15 protein-coding genes are annotated in these 17188 nt (G+C 60.0%); 13 read left to right on the forward strand and 2 right to left on the reverse strand.

Features of this window, described 5'->3' with window-relative positions:
- Positions 1–454: 454 nt before the first annotated feature.
- The 13 genes from V9T28_RS13225 to V9T28_RS13285 all read left to right on the forward strand — a co-directional run bounded on the left by V9T28_RS13225 (position 455) and on the right by V9T28_RS13285 (position 15174).
- Complete coding sequence (locus V9T28_RS13225; protein WP_116399398.1) at positions 455–2107, forward strand: cyclic nucleotide-binding domain-containing thioredoxin-disulfide reductase; 1653 nt, start codon at positions 455–457, stop codon at positions 2105–2107.
- A 107-nt stretch (positions 2108–2214) separates the two neighbouring features.
- A complete protein-coding gene (locus V9T28_RS13230; RefSeq protein WP_116399855.1) occupies positions 2215–2868 on the forward strand; it encodes a hydrolase in 654 nt (217 codons plus the stop codon).
- A gap of 80 nt (positions 2869–2948) precedes the next feature.
- On the forward strand, positions 2949–3236 hold the full coding sequence (locus V9T28_RS13235; RefSeq protein WP_116399856.1) for a XapX domain-containing protein: 288 nt from the start codon (positions 2949–2951) through the stop codon (positions 3234–3236).
- Entirely contained in the window at positions 3233–5125 is a 1893-nt protein-coding gene (locus V9T28_RS13240) for an amidohydrolase (protein WP_116399399.1), read from the forward strand. The genes V9T28_RS13235 and V9T28_RS13240 overlap by 4 nt, the downstream gene beginning before the upstream one ends.
- An 88-nt stretch (positions 5126–5213) precedes the next feature.
- Positions 5214–5381 (forward strand): hypothetical protein, encoded by a 168-nt coding sequence (locus V9T28_RS13245; protein WP_158554715.1) that lies wholly within the window; start codon positions 5214–5216, stop codon positions 5379–5381.
- Positions 5378–6790 (forward strand): cytochrome ubiquinol oxidase subunit I, encoded by a 1413-nt coding sequence (locus V9T28_RS13250; RefSeq protein ID WP_116399400.1) that lies wholly within the window; start codon positions 5378–5380, stop codon positions 6788–6790. The genes V9T28_RS13245 and V9T28_RS13250 overlap by 4 nt, the downstream gene beginning before the upstream one ends.
- Positions 6791–6795: 5 nt before the next feature.
- The gene (gene cydB / locus V9T28_RS13255; RefSeq protein ID WP_158554716.1) at positions 6796–7785 is read left to right on the forward strand and encodes a cytochrome d ubiquinol oxidase subunit II; all 990 of its coding nucleotides are present in this window, start codon (positions 6796–6798) and stop codon (positions 7783–7785) included.
- A 167-nt stretch (positions 7786–7952) separates the two neighbouring features.
- Positions 7953–8453, forward strand: a complete 501-nt coding sequence (locus V9T28_RS13260; RefSeq protein ID WP_116399402.1) for a DoxX family protein — start codon at positions 7953–7955, stop codon at positions 8451–8453.
- Entirely contained in the window at positions 8450–10024 is a 1575-nt protein-coding gene (locus V9T28_RS13265) for a DHA2 family efflux MFS transporter permease subunit (RefSeq protein WP_199499984.1), read from the forward strand. Before V9T28_RS13260 ends, V9T28_RS13265 begins: the two co-directional genes overlap by 4 nt.
- Before the next feature lie 27 nt (positions 10025–10051).
- Positions 10052–11170, forward strand: a complete 1119-nt coding sequence (locus V9T28_RS13270) for an HlyD family secretion protein (RefSeq protein ID WP_116399403.1) — start codon at positions 10052–10054, stop codon at positions 11168–11170.
- Positions 11171–11929: 759 nt separating this feature from the next.
- The gene (locus V9T28_RS13275) at positions 11930–12436 is read left to right on the forward strand and encodes a molybdopterin-dependent oxidoreductase (protein ID WP_116399404.1); all 507 of its coding nucleotides are present in this window, start codon (positions 11930–11932) and stop codon (positions 12434–12436) included.
- A gap of 9 nt (positions 12437–12445) precedes the next feature.
- Positions 12446–14413 carry a putative bifunctional diguanylate cyclase/phosphodiesterase gene (locus V9T28_RS13280; protein ID WP_116399405.1) on the forward strand — a complete coding sequence of 656 codons (1968 nt, stop codon included), beginning with the start codon at positions 12446–12448 and terminating at the stop codon, positions 14411–14413.
- Positions 14414–14469: 56 nt separating this feature from the next.
- Complete coding sequence (locus V9T28_RS13285) at positions 14470–15174, forward strand: FkbM family methyltransferase (RefSeq protein ID WP_116399406.1); 705 nt, start codon at positions 14470–14472, stop codon at positions 15172–15174.
- On the opposite strand, the gene V9T28_RS13290 is transcribed toward V9T28_RS13285, so the two are convergent.
- Both V9T28_RS13290 and V9T28_RS13295 read right to left on the reverse strand, forming a co-directional pair.
- Positions 15171–16376, reverse strand: a complete 1206-nt coding sequence (locus tag V9T28_RS13290; RefSeq protein ID WP_116399407.1) for an NAD(P)/FAD-dependent oxidoreductase — start codon at positions 16374–16376, stop codon at positions 15171–15173. The two genes, V9T28_RS13285 and V9T28_RS13290, sit on opposite strands and share 4 nt — an antisense overlap.
- Positions 16373–17185: an NAD-dependent epimerase/dehydratase family protein gene (locus tag V9T28_RS13295; RefSeq protein ID WP_116399408.1), complete on the reverse strand. Its 813-nt coding sequence runs from the start codon at positions 17183–17185 to the stop codon at positions 16373–16375. The genes V9T28_RS13290 and V9T28_RS13295 overlap by 4 nt, the downstream gene beginning before the upstream one ends.
- Positions 17186–17188 lie beyond the last annotated feature (3 nt).

Below are 17188 nucleotides of genomic sequence, written 5' to 3' on the forward strand. Positions count from 1 at the left end.
ATAACGCCTATGCCTTTCCCGGCGTTGCGGCTCGGTTCTCGCAAGCATGCCAAATGTCCTCTCTGCTCCTGCCATTCGATCTCACATTGAGGCCCACATCGGCCGGATTGTCTTGGATTTTCGCCCGATTGCGACTCCCGTTCAATGGTTAAAATTCACAGAGCGACGGAGTACCTTTCTGACTTGCCGTATCGCACGCCAGCGTCCGCCATGTCGTTCATGGCGGTTCTGTCCAAGTCGCGATGAAGATCTACAAGCCGAACGCAGCCCATATCGTCAGATTAGGCCTCAACCGCGTCAGTAGGTATAGCGTGACAAGCCTCTTGAGCCATTTCGATGTCCTCTTGCAACGCTCAAAGCGTAGCCGGCCCGTTGGCGCAAGTCTCGCAATGGCCGCCGGCAGGAGCGCCAAGGCAGTTAGTGCGACACTCCGGATGATGCGGAGGCTCTTCGCATGATCGATCGGGCGACACGCAGTATCGAAGCGCGCGCGCATCAGATGTTCCCTGCCCTCACCCCACGTCAGGTCGAAACGGCACGTCCCTTCGCCAGTGGCGCGCCGCAACATTTTGCCGCGGGCGAAATGGTCTTTGCTCCTGGTGATCGGGGCGTCCCGGTTTGGCTTGTGCTTGAGGGCTCGCTCGATGTTCTGCGGCGGGACGGGCTTGACGCCGAAGCGCCGATCACCACCCAGCGGACAGGACAATTTACCGGAGAAGTCAGCCAGATCGATGGCCGCGCGTCGCTCGCTTCGGCGCGAGCCGGCCCGGATGGCGCCACTCTGCTTCCTTTCGATCCACCGCATTTGCGCGCCCTGATGATCGGATCGGCGGAAGTCGGCGAGATTGTGATGCGCGCCCTTATTTTGCGCCGGGTCAGACTGATCGAACACGGCGGCTCGGGCACGATTCTGATTGGCGCGCCGGACGACGCCCATCTTCTGCGCCTCCAAGGCTTCCTGACCCGGAGCGGCTATCCCAATCTCGTCATGGACCCGAAAGTCGATGATGAGGGTCGCAGCCTCGTTGAGCGCTTGGCGCTTCTGCCGGTCGACCTCCCGCTCGTCGTCTGCCCCAGCGGCAAGCTGCTGAAACGCCCCCATGAGCGGGAATTGGCCGCTTGTCTTGGCATCATCCCCAAGATCGATCCGCAGAAGCTTTACGACATCGCCATCGTCGGCGCCGGTCCGGCCGGGTTGGCCGCGGCCGTTTATGGCGCTTCGGAAGGCCTCTCGGTGATCGTTCTCGACGAGCGCGCCATGGGCGGGCAAGCCGGCGCGTCGGCGCGCATTGAAAATTATCTGGGCTTTCCCACGGGCATATCCGGACAGGCGCTCGCCGGCCGCGCCTTCAGTCAGGCGCTTAAATTCGGGGCCGAAGTCGCCATCCCGATCGGCGTGGAGCGGCTCGAACGGATCGACGACCGCCTGACGCTCGCGCTTTCGGGCGGCTCGGCCATTGCCGCCCGCACCGCCGTGATCGCCTCGGGCGCCACCTATCAAAGACCCGCCATTCCCGGTCTGGCGCATTTCGAGGGAGCCGGGATTTCCTATTGGGCATCCCCGATCGAAGCCCGCTTGTGCACCGGCAAGGACGTCGCTCTTGTCGGCGGCGGCAATTCGGCGGGCCAAGCGATCGTGTTTCTGGCACCGCATGTGAAGCGGCTGCACGTGTTCGTCCGGCGGGCCCTATCGGAAACGATGTCGCACTACCTTATCGACCGCATCGCGGCACTGCCCAATGTGGAGATTCATGTCGGCACGGATGTTGTGGATCTCGACGGCGATGGCGACACACTCGCCGGTGCCGTCGCGCGCGATCGCGCGAGCGGCGTAACCACGCGGCACGCGATCAATCACCTGTTCCTGTTCATCGGCGCAACGCCTCACACCCGTTGGCTCTGCGGCTCAATTGCAACTGACGACAAAGGCTTCATCCTGACGGGCGGCTCGGCCTCGCCACTCGAGACCAGCATGCCGGGCGTCTTTGCAATCGGCGACGTCCGCGCCGGCTCGACCAAACGAGTCGCGGCCGCAGTTGGCGACGGTGCCGCAGCCATCGCTCAGATCCATAGCTATCTCAATAGACCGACGAAGGAGGTGGCATGAAAGCCTGCTGCCATCACGACTCTATTCCGACGAGCAGAGCACACGATCCCAAGTACGCAGGGCGAAACAACGCGCTGTGAGAATGCAACGTCAAAGGAGTGACCATCATGCCGCATGCAACTGCCGCCCCAGGCAAACTCTTACTCTCTCCGACCGATCACACGCTGATCATGATCGACTTTCAATCGCAAATGGCCTTTGCGACCAAATCGATCGATGCCGTCCTGCTGCGCAACAATGCGGGCCTGATCGCCCATGGCGCGGCCGGCTTCGGCGTTTCCACGATTCTGACCACGGTCGCGGAAAAAAGCTTCTCCGGACCGATGTTCAGCGAAATCACCGAAGCATTTCCCGACCAGAAGATGCTCGATCGCACGTCGATGAACACCTGGGAAGATGCCAACGTCATCGCGAAGGTGAACTCAATCGGCAAGGAACGCATCGTCTTGGCCGGATTGTGGACGAGCGTCTGCATCGTCGGCCCCGCCTTGTCGGCACTCGACCAGGGCTTCGAAGTCTATGTCATCGCGGACGGATGCGGCGACGTCTCCACCGAGGCGCATGACCGCGCCATGGACCGCATGGTGCAGGCGGGCGCACGGCCCATGACGTCGGTGCAATATCTGCTCGAACTCCAGCGCGATTGGGCGCGCACGGCAACTTACGACATGACGACCGGAATCGCCCGGCGCTACGGCGGTGCCTATGGCCTCGGCATCACCTATGCCAAGACCATGTTCGGTGCGTCCGAAGGACATTGATCGCTTATCCGTCGCGGCGCGGCCTTTTCTTGCGGGAGGCCGCGCCGCGTCGAACCGCTGAACTTCCGGGATCGAACGCCATGAAGATGTATTTGTTTTCGCTCGGCGCCGGCCTGCTGGTCGGTGTGATCTATTCCCTTCTCAACGTGCGCTCGCCCGCGCCGCCGCTCGTCGCGCTGATAGGGCTGCTTGGCATTCTCGTCGGCGAGCAGATCATCCCGGTCGGGAAACAGATGCTGGCGGGTTCCGCCTTCACGCTCGCCTGGCAGCACGCGAAATCCGCCTCCCATATCTTCGGCCCGTTGCCCGGCCGCCATGCGGACACCGACGCGGCCGCATCGACGAAAACCTCGGAGACGTCCACATGAGCACCGCTGCTTCTGCCCCCGACCTCATTCTGCATCACGGCCTCTTCACCACGCTCGACCGCGCCAATCCGACCGCCAATGCAGTCGCGATCAAAGACGGCAAATTCGTCGCCGTCGGGCATGAGCGGGAGATCATGCCGCTCGCCGCCGAGACGACGAAAATCATCGACCTCAAGGGCCGGCGCGTGTTGCCGGGGCTGATCGACAATCATCTCCACATCATCCGCGGCGGCCTCAATTTCAATATGGAATTGCGCTGGGATGGCGTGCGCTCCCTGGCCGATGCCATGGCGATGCTGAAGCAACAGGTGGCGATCACGCCCCCGCCGCAATGGGTGCGCGTCGTCGGCGGCTTCACCGAACACCAATTTGACGAAAAGCGCTTGCCGACGATCGAAGAGCTGAATGCGGTGGCGCCGGAGACGCCAGTGTTCCTGCTGCATCTCTACGACCGCGCCATCCTCAACGGCGCGGCCTTGCGGGCCGTGGGCTACACGAAGGCGACGCCCGAGCCGCCCGGCGGCCAAATCGTACGCGACGCGAACGGCGAGCCGACGGGGCTGCTGCTCGCCAACCCCAATGCTGGCATTCTTTATGCGACGCTCGCCAAAGGGCCCAAATTGCCGTTCGACTACCAGGTCAATTCGACCCGGCATTTCATGCGCGAATTGAACCGGCTTGGCGTGACCGGCGCGATCGATGCCGGCGGCGGATTCCAGAATTATCCGGATGATTATGCCGTCATTCAAAAGCTCGCGGACGAAGACCAACTGACCATTCGCCTCGCCTACAATCTTTTCACCCAGAAACCGAAGAGCGAGAAGGAAGATTTTCTCAACTGGACCAAGACGTCGAAATACAAGCAGGGGACCGATTACTTCCGGCACAATGGCGCCGGCGAAATGCTGGTGTTCTCCGCCGCCGATTTCGAGGATTTCCGTGTCGCGCGCCCCGACATGCCGCCGGAAATGGAAGGCGAACTCGAGGCGGTGGTGCGCATCCTGGCCGAGAACCGCTGGCCGTGGCGTCTGCATTCGACCTATGACGAAACCATCTCGCGCGCGCTGGATGTTTTTGAAAAGGTCAATCAGGACATTCCGCTGCAGGGTTTGAATTGGTTCTTCGACCATGCCGAAACGATTTCCGATCAATCGATCGACCGGATCGCGGCGCTCGGCGGCGGCATCGCCGTGCAGCATCGCATGGCCTATCAGGGCGAATATTTCGTCGAACGCTATGGGATCGGCGCGGCGGAAGCGACGCCGCCCGTGGCTCGCATGCTCGACAAGGGCGTCAAGGTCTCGGCCGGCACCGATGCGACGCGGGTCGCATCCTACAATCCATGGGTGTCGCTCGCCTGGCTCGTCACGGGGCGGACGGTGGGAGGCTTGCGCCTCTATCCGCAACGCAATTGCCTCGACCGCGAGACGGCGCTGCGCATGTGGACGGAAAATGTCACATGGTTCTCCAACGAGGAAGGTAAGAAGGGTCGCATCGAGATCGGCCAGTTCGCCGATGTGATCGTGCCCGATCGCGATTTTTTCGCCTGTGCCGAGAGCGACATCGCCGACACGACGTCGAACCTGACGATTGTCGGCGGCAAGGTCGTCTATGCGGCTGGCCCATTTGCCGATCTCGATCAACCGGTGCCGCCGCCCGCGATGCCCGACTGGTCGCCGGTCCGCCGGTTCGGCGGCTATGCTGCTTGGGGCGAGGCCCAAAAGTCCGAGACATCGGCTCTGCGGCGGCAAATGGCGAGCCAATGCGGCTGCGCGCGCAGTTGCACCGTTCACGGCCATGAGCATGCCACCGCCTGGTCCAGCACCCTCCCAGTTAGCGACCTAAAATCCTTCTGGGGCGCCCTCGGTTGTGCATGCTGGGCAGTGTGATCGATGCTCGCCTTCGGTATTTTCCGTGCAGGTCGGAGCAACGTCCCCAACCTGCACACGAGCCCCGCGCAGACTTAAAGGAAACGCAATGAATCATGTCTTTGGCGGCATCCTTGCAACACTTATCGGGATCGCTTTTTTCTTCACGATCGTCGGCGTTTTCGGTCTGACAACGTCAGTCGTCGCGCTCCTGTTATTCGTGGTGCTCGCGGTCATGATCTTCCGCCGCGCGCAGACGGAGGATGCCGCATCATGACTCTTGACCCAACCATCCTCGCCCGCATCCAATTCGGGTTCACAGTGAGTTTCCACATCATCTTCCCGACGATCTCGATCGGGCTCGCCATGTTCCTGGCGATCATCGAGGGATTGTGGCTCCGCACGAAAGACCCTCTCTATCTTCAAATCTATCGCTTCTGGCTTGGCATTTTCGCCATGGCCTTCGGCGTCGGTGTCGTCACCGGCATTGTGTTGTCGTTCGAATTCGGACTTGGCTTTGCGCATTTTGGGCAGATGGCCGGCCCGGCAATCGGCCCGATGATCGCCCTAGAAGTCCTGACATCGTTTTTCCTGGAGGCCGGCTTCCTTGGAATCATGCTCTTCGGTCTGCATCGGGTCGGGCCCAAGCTGCATTTTCTCGCAACCTGCATGGTCGCGCTTGGAACCTTGATGTCGGCATCTTGGATCCTCTCGGCCAACAGCTGGATGCAGACGCCCGACGGCATCACCATCGAGAACGGCCATGTGATCGTGACCGATTGGCTGAAGGTCGTCGTGAATCCAACTTGGCTCTATCGCCTGCCCCACATGTTGGCCGCGGCCTATATCACCGGTTCCTTTCTCGTTGCCGGCGTCGGCGCCTGGTATCTGCTACGCGGCGAGCATGTGGCCTTCGGCCGTCGCACCGTTTCGCTGGGAACGGCCTTTGCAACCATTCTCATCGCGGTCCAAGTCTTCCTCGGCGATATTCTCTATGGCAAGATGCTGGAGGTCCAACCCTCTAAAATGCAGGCGGCAGAAGGCTTTTGGGAAGAACAGTCGCAATCGCCCGCGCCCTACTATTGGTTCATCGTTCCCGATCAGCAGAACCAGCGCAATGTCTTCACGCTCGGCACTCCCTATCTCGGCAGCATCTGGCTCACACATAGTTTGTATGGCCGTGTCGCGGGATTGAAGAACACGCCGGTTGATCGGCAGCCGCAAATGGGTTGGGTGTTCTACGGCTTTCGCGTGATGTACGGCATCGCGATCATCATGTTCAGCCTCGCCGTCGCGTCGCTCTGGCTGCGCTGGCGCGGCCGCCTCTTCACGGCACGCTGGTTCTTGCGCGCGCTCGTGATCATGACACCATCGGGAGTCGTCGCCACGCTCGGCGGCTGGTATCTTGCCGAAACCGGCCGCCAGCCATGGGTAATCTATGGACTCCTGCGAACCGTGGACGCCGTGTCGCCGGTTCCGGCCAATGTGCTGCTCTCGACGCTGATCGCCTTCATATGCGTCTACGCGTTGTTCATGACGGCGTTCCTAATCTTCACGTTTCGGATGATCCGGCGCGGCCCGCAGGCCGCGCCGGCGCAAGCGGAGGCGTCCGGCTCGCTCAAGCACGCCTTGAAGCCTGCCGTGATGAACAGTCCCGTTACTCGTTCCTCATCACCAGCGGAGTAACCAAGATGGATCTACCGCTGCTCTCCGCTCTTTTCACCGCGTTTGCTCTCTCCCTCTATGTCCTGCTCGACGGCTTCGATCTTGGTGTCGGAGCGATATTGCTCGTCCAACCCGATGAAGAGCTCCGTGACCGGATGGTCGATTCGATCACCCCGACATGGGATGGCAACGAAACCTGGCTGATCATGGCGGGCGTCGCTTTGCTCGCGGGTTTCCCAATCGCCTATGGCATTCTGCTGCCTGCCTTTTATTTGCCCTTGATCATCATGCTGTTGGCGCTTGGCTTGCGCGGCGTCTCGTTCGAGTTTCGGGTTCAGACCGTTCAATGGCGTCGTGTATGGGACGTGGCCTTCGGCCTTGGCTCGATCCTCGCGGCGATGATGCAGGGCCTCATCGTCGGCGGCTTGATCGCCGGCGTTTCCGTCGATAACGAACGTTTCACGGGGAGCGTCTTCGATGTCTTCCAACCCTTCGCCCTCCTCACCGCGCTGGCCATGCTCGCCGGTTATGTGGTGCTTGGCGCGGGCTGGCTGCATTTGAAGGCGACGTTCCAGTTGCGAAAGTTTGCGGAACGCGCGCTACGCTTGGCGACGCCAGTTTTCGTTGCACTTGCCATCGCTGTCTGCGTCGCCGCCGCATTCGTTCAACCCGGCATCCGCGCAACATGGATGGATCATTATCTGCTGCTAACTTTGATCGCCGTGTTGTTTTTCGGTGTGGCGGGCGGACTCATCAGTTTGATCGGCGACTCGGACGCCGGGCCTTTCGCGTCGGGAATTTGTCTGTTTGCGCTGGGAGTGATCGGCCTCGGCTGCGCGATCTTTCCTGATATCGTGCCTTTCAGGCTGAGCTTGTGGGCCGCTGCGTCCGCGACGCTGAGCCATGTCTTCTTGCTGGTCGGCGCCGTCGTCGTGACACCTGTCGTGCTCGGCTATTCGGCTTTCGCCTATCGCGTGTTCCGCGGCAAGATCCCTGAAAAAGGGTGGGAAACATGAACAGCAAGCTGCTTTGGTTCGTGGGGCTCTATGTTGCCTCGGTCATGAGCGTGGCAACCATAGCCTATGCCATTCGCGCGGCTCTTCACCTCCTGACCTAACGAACACGATCAGGAGATTTCCAGGCGGTTGAAGATGCTTGAGCGAAAAAGGAAAGAGAAAAAGAAATGTTGGACCAGCGGACCTCGACCTCAATCGTCTCGCTTCACTCTGTTCTGATGCTGCTGGCGCGCATCCTTCTTGCGCCGGCCTTTCTTTACAGCGGTGTCGACAAGCTCGTGCATTGGTCGGCGGGGCAGCAGGAGATTGCTGCGAGCGGCCTGCCGATGGTCACGGTCCTGCATATCGTGACAGTGGCGATTCAGCTTGGCGCGGGGCTTTCTGTCCTGCTTGGCATCCAGGCGCGGCTTGGCGCCCTGATGCTCTGCGCGCTGCTCGTTCCGGTCACGGTGCTCTACCATCCGTTCTGGCAATTCTCCGGCACGAATTTCGTCGAGGAACTCAACCACTTCCTCTCCAATCTCGGCCTGATCGGCGGCTTCCTGATGGTCTTGATTTTCGGCGCCGGACCCTTGAGTGTGGAGGATCGTCCGCTGACGCGCGAGACGTTGCATCATTTTCTCGCACTCGCGAAACATCATGGCGTGCCCGGAAAGGATTCCGCGTGAGCGACGTCGCATTGGCACCCGCAACGAAAAGCGCAGCGCCGGCGCCCGCGCTGCTGTTCGGCCTTGGCCTCGCGACCGGCATGGAGTTCTACACCAGCGACAGCATGAACCTGATTTTGCCGGATATTGCCGGAACGCTGGGACTGTCCACAGACGAGGCAAGCTGGATCCTGACCGTCTACAGCGGCGCGCTCTTCCTCGGCGTGCCCGTGTCGATCTGGATGGCGGGGCATTTCGGCTACAAGCGCTTCCTGCTCGCCAGCATTGTCGTGTTCGCGGCGGCCTCGATCGGTTGTGCCCTGGCGCCCGATCTTCCAACCCTGCTGTTCTGGCGCGCGATCCAGGGTTTTGCCGGCGGCAGCCTCTATGTCTGGTGGCGCGCCAGCATCTATCTCCTGCTGTCCAAGCCGCAGCGAAGCCCCTCTTTGATGCGTGTCTCCATGATCCTTTATCTGTCGAGCGCCATCGGGCTCTTGGCGAGCGGCTATATCACCGACAATCTGAACTGGCGGCTGATTTTCTTGCCCAATCTCGTCTTGGCGGCAGGCGCCATCTGGCTTCTCTCGCGGTTTTTTCCGAACGTCGGGCGCGGACCGGAGCATTATGCGAAGACCGACTATCTCGGCATCGGTCTCCTCGCCGCGGCCTTGATCTCCCTGCAAATCATCCTGAGCCGCGGCCCGATCGACGATTGGTTCGGCTCGTCCCTCATCCAGTTCCTCGCCTGGATCGGTTCGGTCGCGTTTTTCCTGTTCGTGCTCTGGCAGGCCAGCCCGAGCAACCCCGCGCCTTTGCTGCATATCGATCTGCTGCGCGACCGGAATGTCGTGTCTTCGGCCCTCATCGGCGTCTGCACCGGGGTGATCCTGTCGGGAAGCCTCTATGCGCTACCGGAATATTTGCGCAACGTCGACCCGGAGCCGCACGGCGCCACACGGACGGGTCAGATCATGTGCATCTATGCGCTCACGGCCTTTCTGATCCGGCCTGCCGTGCCGGAAATGGTCGCCCGCTTCGGCCAGCGCAAGACGATCATCTTTGCGCTGACGATGCTCATTGCCTCGATGCTGCTGTTGTCGCGCCTGCTGACCACCGGAACGCCGGACATCTTCTATGCCGCTCCCTTGATTCTCTATGCGTTCTGCCTGTCGCCGCTGCTGCCGTCGGTGGGCAGCGGCACGGTGGCGCGCATCGAGCAGAACAAACTGCTCGACGGCGTGTCGCTCTATATGACCTTCCGCCAGTTCGGCGCGGCGATCGGCGTCGCCCTGGTCACGATCTTTCTCGAGCGGCGCGAGACCCTGCATTCTTCCCGCCTGTTCGACCATTTGCGTCAGACCAGCGCGATCACCCAGGATTGGCTGCGGGCGACGGCCTCTATCATCTCATCACGCGACGGGTATTCGCATCTGATGGGGCAGGATGCGGCCAATCACCTTTTGAAGGAGGCGGGCGCGCGCCAGGCCGCAACCCTCGCCTATGCCGATGCGTTCCTCTTCATGGCGGTGGTCGGCGCGCTGGCTTTATGCATCGTGCCGATCATTCCTCCCACACCGGCGACAAAGAAATGACGCACAACAGCCGAGGACATTGACCCGATGACGGACCAGATCGCCCCCGAAAAAATCGCACCGGCCCCGGCGGCGGCCGTGGCCGCGCAGCCGCAATCGTCGCACCGCCGCCATTCATTCCTGGTTCTGACGCTGGGGCTCATGGCCTTTGCCGCGGCCGGATTCTATCTTTATGTGCCCGGCCTCTATGTCGCCACGACCAACGACGCCTATGTCGATGCGCATATCGTCTCGGTCGTGCCCAAGATCGCCGCTTACGTCACTGATCTGCACGTGAACGACAATGCGAAGATTACCGCCGGGGACCTGCTCGTCGAACTCGATCCGCGCGACTATCAAGTCGCCGTCGACAGTGCGGCGGCGGACCTTGCCAGCTCCAAAGCCAATGTCGGCAATGTCGAAACGCAGCTCAAGGAGCAGCAGGCGGTGATCGCGCAGAACGCGGCGACGGCTGACGGCGACCGCGCCAATCTCACTTTCTTGCAGCAGGAACTGGAACGCTATGCGTCGCTGGCGCATGAAGGGATCGGCAGCAACGAGCGCTATCAGCAGGCGCAATCGGATATCGGTCAGAAGCAGGCGGTCCTGCAGCATGACCTGGCGACGCTGGAGGCGTCGAAAACCCATGTTGCCGTGCTCGAGACCCAGCGGCAGCAGGCCGAAGCCATGGTGAGCCGCGCCGAGGCCGCTCTGGCGCAAGCCAAACTCAATTTGTCCTATACGAAGATCTATGCGGCGGCGGATGGCACCGTTGCCAATAAGAGTGTCGAGGAGGGCAATTTCGTGCAGCCGGGACAGGTTCTGTTCTCGGCGGTGCCCGACACGCTCTATATCACCGCGAATTACAAGGAGACCGACCTGACGAATGTGCGCCCCAGCCAGCCGGTGAACATTCGCGTCGACGCCTTTCCCAATTTGCGCCTCAAAGGGCACGTCGACAGCATTCAACGCGGCACGGGGGCGCAATTTGCCCTGCTGCCGCCGGAGAACGCGACGGGGAACTTCGTGAAGATCGTGCAGCGCGTGCCGGTCAAGATCGTCTTCGACGATCCGGGCGAAGCCTTGCGCTGGGTGTCTCCGGGCATGTCGGTCGAGACCAAGATCACCTTCAACCCGCCGCCTGATTGGCTCGCTTGGCTGCGGTGATCGCGGGGTATCCGCCCCACTCAGCGACCGGAAATCCGTGCCGTCCGATCGCGACCGGGCACTTGGAGCCGACAGCTTCTTGCGCCCTGGGATGATCGCGACGTGGCGCGTTCGGGCAAAGAGCACATCCACTTAATATAATACCAAAAGCCCTTGCCTCGGGTTCATGTGGCATCAGCGATTGTCATGCCGGCTTGATGATTCGTGATCCAGGTCACACGTGAGCGCTTGCGAGATGGGCTTGCGGCGCAACGCCAATGATGAATCAGTCGGTGCGCTGCACTGGATCCCCGGGGGTCAAGCCCGGGATGACAATGTGGCCTTCTGATAGACCAACGCTTACGGCTAATTGCGCTATTTCTCAAATAAATCAAATAGATAAATCTCTTTCACGGCAACACGCGGCGTCCGGTCATAGATTTGCCGGGTCATTTGCATCGATCGATTGCTGCTTCTCTCCGCGTTTTGACCTGTTGCCTCTTCCCATCCGAGCGAACGCTTTGCATCGCCATTCAGCTGTCATATCTTTCTTTAATGAGTTCGGTCAGTATTTCGTCATTGAGCGTCTGATTCGCCGCCAAGTCATCTGATGGGACGTTCTCTTAACCGAAGGTGCCGAAGCGATTTGTACGGCAGCTCCAGTTGGGTTATGAGGTATCATTCTTGGCGTCTATTTAGGTCGCTGATCATGTATTATGCGGTTTTCAGGTTAATTTAAGGGGTTTATTGTATTAGCCTCTTTAACCGTGGAGAAACGCAATGAAACTTGGTCGCCTTTTTTTTGGTTTCGCCTTATTCCTGATAGCTCTGACCGGGGCCCATGCCGACCCGTTGTCAAAACCGACTGCAAAACCGATCCTGACCATTTCCGGCAGCATCGCGAACACCAATGACGGAAAAGTGGCCGTTTTCGATCGCGCCATGATCGAGGCCCTCGGAATGCAGACGGTCGAAACCTCGACGCCCTGGTACCCTGGCCACAGCCATTTCGAGGGCGTGTCACTCGACAAACTCATGCAATTGGTCGGCGCATCGGGAACCAAAGTGCGGGTCCTTGCCCTCAACGACTATGAGACGACGATTCCGTTGGACGATTTCAAAAAATTCAATGTCATTCTGGCATTGAAGCGCGACGGCAATTATATGCCGGTTCGCGATAAGGGCCCCTTATTTGTCATCTATCCCTATGATAGTGACTCCCAACTCCAGTCCGAAACCTATTACTCGCGCTCCGCGTGGCAGGTCGCAAAGATGATCATCGAATAGAGGCCGCGCGTGAGACGAATTCTTGGGGTCATTATCTGCTGCTTCGTGGTGGCAACGGCATATTTTGCTTATGTCATCGCGGAACGGCAGTCGGCGCTCCAAAAGTTCGCCCGATATGATGATGCTTGGGACGTCAGTCAGGCTTTTACATCCTACCTGCGGCTCGAGCATCAGCTTGCCACCTATAGCGCCGAAGGTCCGGACGCTAACAGTGACGATATGCGGCTTCGCATTGATGTCATGATCAACCAGCTTGGCGTGCTGCAACAGGGAACGCTGCGCAATTTCATCCAGAGCGATCCCGAACGCCGTCAGCTCATCGCTAACCTGAATGATGTGGTGACCGAGCTAGACAACAACTTTGAAACGCTCGACGCGGACGGCATCAAGCAGGTGCTGCAAAAGATGAGCCCCTTCGATGGCCCGATGACCCGCCTGTCGGCGTCTATCGTCCAATTCGACATTGCAGAGCTCGCCAAAGCGCAAAACGTATTGCGGCGCCTGCACTTCATCTACACCGGCCTTGCGGCCGGCCTCATTCTAGCGGGCGTGGTGCTGGTTTTCCTGCTCCTGCGCCACAATAATCTGCTCGATCGCGCCTATGGCCATACGCGGCGCCTCACGGATGAATTGCGCGAAGCGTCGCAGGAATTGCAAACCCAGAACAATCGTCTGGAGCATGATGCCCATCACGATGCGCTGACCGGGCTGCCGAACCGCATTCTCTTTCGTCAGGATCTCACGGCGCGCCTTTTGCATGCCCGTGCGGGCCAGCCCGCGGCGATCCTGCTGTTCGATCTCGATGGCTTCAAGGAGGTGAACGACACGCTTGGCCATGACGTTGGCGACTCGCTGCTCCAGGCGATCGCCAAGCGCCTGCTGGATTTGACGCGGCCGGGCGATCTTGTCTGCCGCCTCGGCGGCGACGAGTTCGCTGTCGTGTCCACCGGCTTGACGCAGGAAGCTGCGCTCGATTTCGCGAGACGCCTGGTGAAGGAGATCAGCCAGCCCTATTCCGTCAATGATTTGGCCATCAAGATCGGCAGTTGCGTCGGCGTCGCCCTTGCCGATCGACAGTCCGATACGGAAGAATTGTTCAAGCATGCCGATCTGGCGCTTTATGAAGCGAAGGCCCTGGGGCCGGGGCATATCAGCTTCTTCCAGTCGCAAATGCAGACCCGCCTGAAGGAGAGGAAATCGATTGAAACCGATCTGCAAAAAGCGCTGCAGAACGGTGAAATTGAGGTCCACTATCAACCGCAGGCCACCACAATCACGCGAGAGATTTGCGGCTATGAAGCGCTCTTGCGCTGGACCCACCCCGTTCGCGGCATGGTTCCTCCGAGCGACTTCATTCCGGTCGCAGAAAAAACCGGCATGATTCATGTTCTCGGCGACTGGGTGCTGAAAATGGCCTGCCGTGAAGCCGCCCGATGGAACCTCCCCCTCAAGATCGCAGTCAATCTCTCGCCGATCCAGTTCCGCAGCCAAAATCTGTTCCAGAGTGTTTTTCAGGCGCTTGAGGAAAGCGGCCTATCCCCGAGCAGGCTCGAACTCGAAATCACGGAATCTGTGCTGCTCGACAAGAACGAACAGACTCTCGACACGCTGCGTCGTCTCAAGACGATTGGCGTTCAGATCGCCATGGACGATTTCGGCACCGGCTATTCGTCCCTCGGCAGCCTCAGCGGGTTTCCCTTCGACAAGATCAAGATCGACCGATCCTTCATCCGCGATGTCACGACCCGGCCCAACTCTTTGGCTATCGTGGAACTGGCGGTCGGCGTGGGGCGGAGCTTGCGGATGACAACCATCGCCGAAGGTATCGAAACCGAAGAGCAGTTCGAATGTCTGAAGCGCCTAGGATGCGATCAGATACAGGGCTATCTGATCGGAAGGCCGGCGCCGACTTCCAGCCTAGCCTATCTGTATGGCAAGAAGAGTTATATTCAGTCCGCCCGCGGCTTAGCATCATAAAACTTGAGGTTACCTGGAGCTGACTTTGGTCAGCCCACCGTCAAAGGAGTCTGGGAGTGGAATCGCTGAGCGTTCATGGAGTCACCGTGCCGCTGGCACCTGAGGAGGTTTCGCCCGTCATCTGGCAAGCCTTGACGAGTGGCGCTTATGAAGCGAAGGAAGCCCGCTCCATTCAGCGGGCCATCAAGCCCGGCGACCGCGTCCTTGAACTCGGCTCCGGCATCGGCATCATTACCTCGCTCATCGCGAAAATCCCCAACGTCACGGTCTGGGCATTTGAGGCCAATCCAGCGACCGTTCTTTTGGCAAGGCGCGTCATTGCGGCAAACAATCTCGAGAATGTGACGCTGTCGGAAGGAATCTTGTCGGTCGGCACCCCGCAGACCTTCACCTTTTATGTGCGGCGCGACCTCTGGATGTCATCGACCGACCGAGATCAAGGGCCCTATGAGGCGGAAATCGCCCTCACCTCCATGGATATCGACACGGTCGTGAAGCAAAACGGCATCAATGTGCTGGTGATGGATATCGAAGGCGCCGAGCGCGACCTGTTGCGGCGCGCGCGGCTTGATGGCGTGGAGCGCATCTTTCTCGAACTACACGACCATTTGTACGGGCTTTTGGGGGTGCGCGAGATTACCGAAGCGCTTTCGGCCAAAGGCTTTGCCTATGATCCGCGCGGCTCTCAGGGCCCGTGTGTGCTGTTCTCCAGGGATGACGGCGCGCGGGAATATGATCCGGAAGTGTTCGCCCCTACCTAAATGACGGCCTTCTCAAGAAACGGCCGGTTCTCGAGGATGCGTTCGTAGCCGACCTCGGACAGGTCAAGGGTGCGGAAGCCGCCGTAGACGATCAGTTCGGAAACGCCGCGGCCGGCGGCCGGCCCTTGCTGAAGGCCGTGGCCGGAAAAGCCGTTCGCAAAGACGAAATTGCGCACATCCGGATGCCGCCCAACGATCAGATTGTGATCGAGGACGTTGAAATCGTAATGGCCGGCCCATTGATTCATGACCTTGACCGCCTCAAAGGCTTGGGAACGCTCGGCCAATGCGGGCCAGATGATGTCCTCGAACTCTGCGTAGCGCGGCTCGAAATCGTCCCAGTCGACGCAAGGATCTTCCGCCGGCGGGCAGCCGCAAAGGAAGAAGCGGCCTTCCGGGCGGCAGAATACGCCGGACGGATCGATCATCAGCGGGAGCCGACCTTTATTGACACTCGCCGTTCCTTCCGGACTCTTCGCACAGTCCACGACAAAGAGGGTACGCTTGCGCGGCTCGACCGGAACATCGAGCCCCGCCATCCGCGCGGTGAGGGCCGCGCGCGGGCCGGAGGCGTTCACCACGATGCCGGCCTCAATCGTTCCGCCCGATTTCAAGGTGACGCCCGTAACGCTGTTGCCCTCGCGGCCGATGGCGATTACCTCGTCGGTGAGATAGTCCACGCCCAGCGATCTGGCCTTGTTCTTGAACCCATACATGAGTCCAGTGTTGTTGAACCAGCCTTCGCCGGAACGGCCATAGGAAGCCAGAACGATGTCATCGACATTCAGATGGGGAAAGGCTTGCGCGAGTTCGTCGCGCTGCCAAAGCACGACATCCGCGCCGCAGGCTCGCTGGACCGCATGGTTTTCGCGCAGGGTTTGCGCCTGTTCCGCGTTCCCGGCAAGAAAGAGATAGCCGCCTTCATGAAAGCTCAGATCCGGCCTGTCAGCTCCGACCTGCATCGTCTCGCCGAAGTTGCGGATGAATTCGGTGCCGAACTGGCTGATGCGGACGTTGATCGGATTCGAGAACTGATTGCGGATGGACGACGACGACAGCGATGTTGACGCCTTCGCATAGGTCGGATCTTTCTCAACAACCAGGACCGATCCGTTGAAATCGGCATTGGCCACGAGGAAATAGGCGACGGCGGAGCCGATCACGGCGCCGCCGACAATCACGACGTCATAACGCTGTTTCATGCGTCTTTGTCGTCCGGATGACCGAGTTCGCAGAACCAGCCGCCGAGATATTTCACCGACGGCGCTTTTGGATCCAGAGCCGATGTTTTCGCTTCGACCGCAGCACGGAACGGCTCGGCACTATCTTGCGGAATATATCCGAGGTGCTCCGCGCCCGTATTGTCGACCATTTTGACCTTGTTGTTCGAGAGGCCGAACGAAATCGTATGCCCCACGCGCGGCGCGGTCAGCGACGCCTCGACGAGACGCACGCAATCGGCGAAAGACAAATACGACCACAACATGCGCCGATCCGCCGGCTCAGGAAACGAGGAAAAGATCCGCAAGCACACGGATTCGATGCCGAACTTGTCCCAGTACAGACGGCTCAAGCTTTCGACGAAATTTTTCGAAACGCCGTAGAGACTGTCTGGCCGCACTGGCGCGTCGACGCCGATATGCGCGTCGATTTCGTGATAGCCGATGGCATGGACGGAGGAAGCATAGACGACGCGCTTTGCCCCATGTTTCCGCGCGCCTTCATAAATGTGATAGGAGCCGCGAATGCTGGAATCCAGGATCGTCTGCCAAGGGCTTTCCAGCGGCGCACCGCCAAAATGAACGATGGCGTCGCAGTCTTTGGTCGCCGCGATCGTCGCATCCATATCGGCCAAATCGAAGACGGCCTGTTCTTCGTGCGGCGCCAAGTCTTCGAATGGCTGCCGGTCGGCAAGGCGGATTTTCGTTGCAAGCGGCGCAAGCCCCTGGCGCAACACCGAACCGAGGCGGCCCGCGGCACCGGTGATTAGGATACGTTCATACTGCGGCATAAG

Origin of the sequence: Methylovirgula sp. 4M-Z18 (genome assembly GCF_037890675.1) — a bacterium.
Taxonomy (GTDB): domain Bacteria; phylum Pseudomonadota; class Alphaproteobacteria; order Rhizobiales; family Beijerinckiaceae; genus 4M-Z18.

Bases quoted from the DNA above. Each gene is read 5' to 3' on its own strand.
- V9T28_RS13225 (WP_116399398.1), top strand. From the start codon at position 455: ATGATCGATCGGGCGACACGCAGTATCGAAGCGCGCGCGCATCAGATG.
- V9T28_RS13230 (WP_116399855.1), top strand. From the start codon at position 2,215: ATGCCGCATGCAACTGCCGCCCCAGGCAAACTCTTACTCTCTCCGACC.
- V9T28_RS13235 (WP_116399856.1), top strand. From the start codon at position 2,949: ATGAAGATGTATTTGTTTTCGCTCGGCGCCGGCCTGCTGGTCGGTGTG.
- V9T28_RS13240 (WP_116399399.1), top strand. From the start codon at position 3,233: ATGAGCACCGCTGCTTCTGCCCCCGACCTCATTCTGCATCACGGCCTC.
- V9T28_RS13245 (WP_158554715.1), top strand. From the start codon at position 5,214: ATGAATCATGTCTTTGGCGGCATCCTTGCAACACTTATCGGGATCGCT.
- V9T28_RS13250 (WP_116399400.1), top strand. From the start codon at position 5,378: ATGACTCTTGACCCAACCATCCTCGCCCGCATCCAATTCGGGTTCACA.
- cydB (WP_158554716.1), top strand. From the start codon at position 6,796: ATGGATCTACCGCTGCTCTCCGCTCTTTTCACCGCGTTTGCTCTCTCC.
- V9T28_RS13260 (WP_116399402.1), top strand. From the start codon at position 7,953: ATGTTGGACCAGCGGACCTCGACCTCAATCGTCTCGCTTCACTCTGTT.
- V9T28_RS13270 (WP_116399403.1), top strand. From the start codon at position 10,052: ATGACGGACCAGATCGCCCCCGAAAAAATCGCACCGGCCCCGGCGGCG.
- V9T28_RS13275 (WP_116399404.1), top strand. From the start codon at position 11,930: ATGAAACTTGGTCGCCTTTTTTTTGGTTTCGCCTTATTCCTGATAGCT.
- V9T28_RS13290 (WP_116399407.1), bottom strand. From the start codon at position 16,376: ATGAAACAGCGTTATGACGTCGTGATTGTCGGCGGCGCCGTGATCGGC.
- V9T28_RS13295 (WP_116399408.1), bottom strand. From the start codon at position 17,185: ATGCCGCAGTATGAACGTATCCTAATCACCGGTGCCGCGGGCCGCCTC.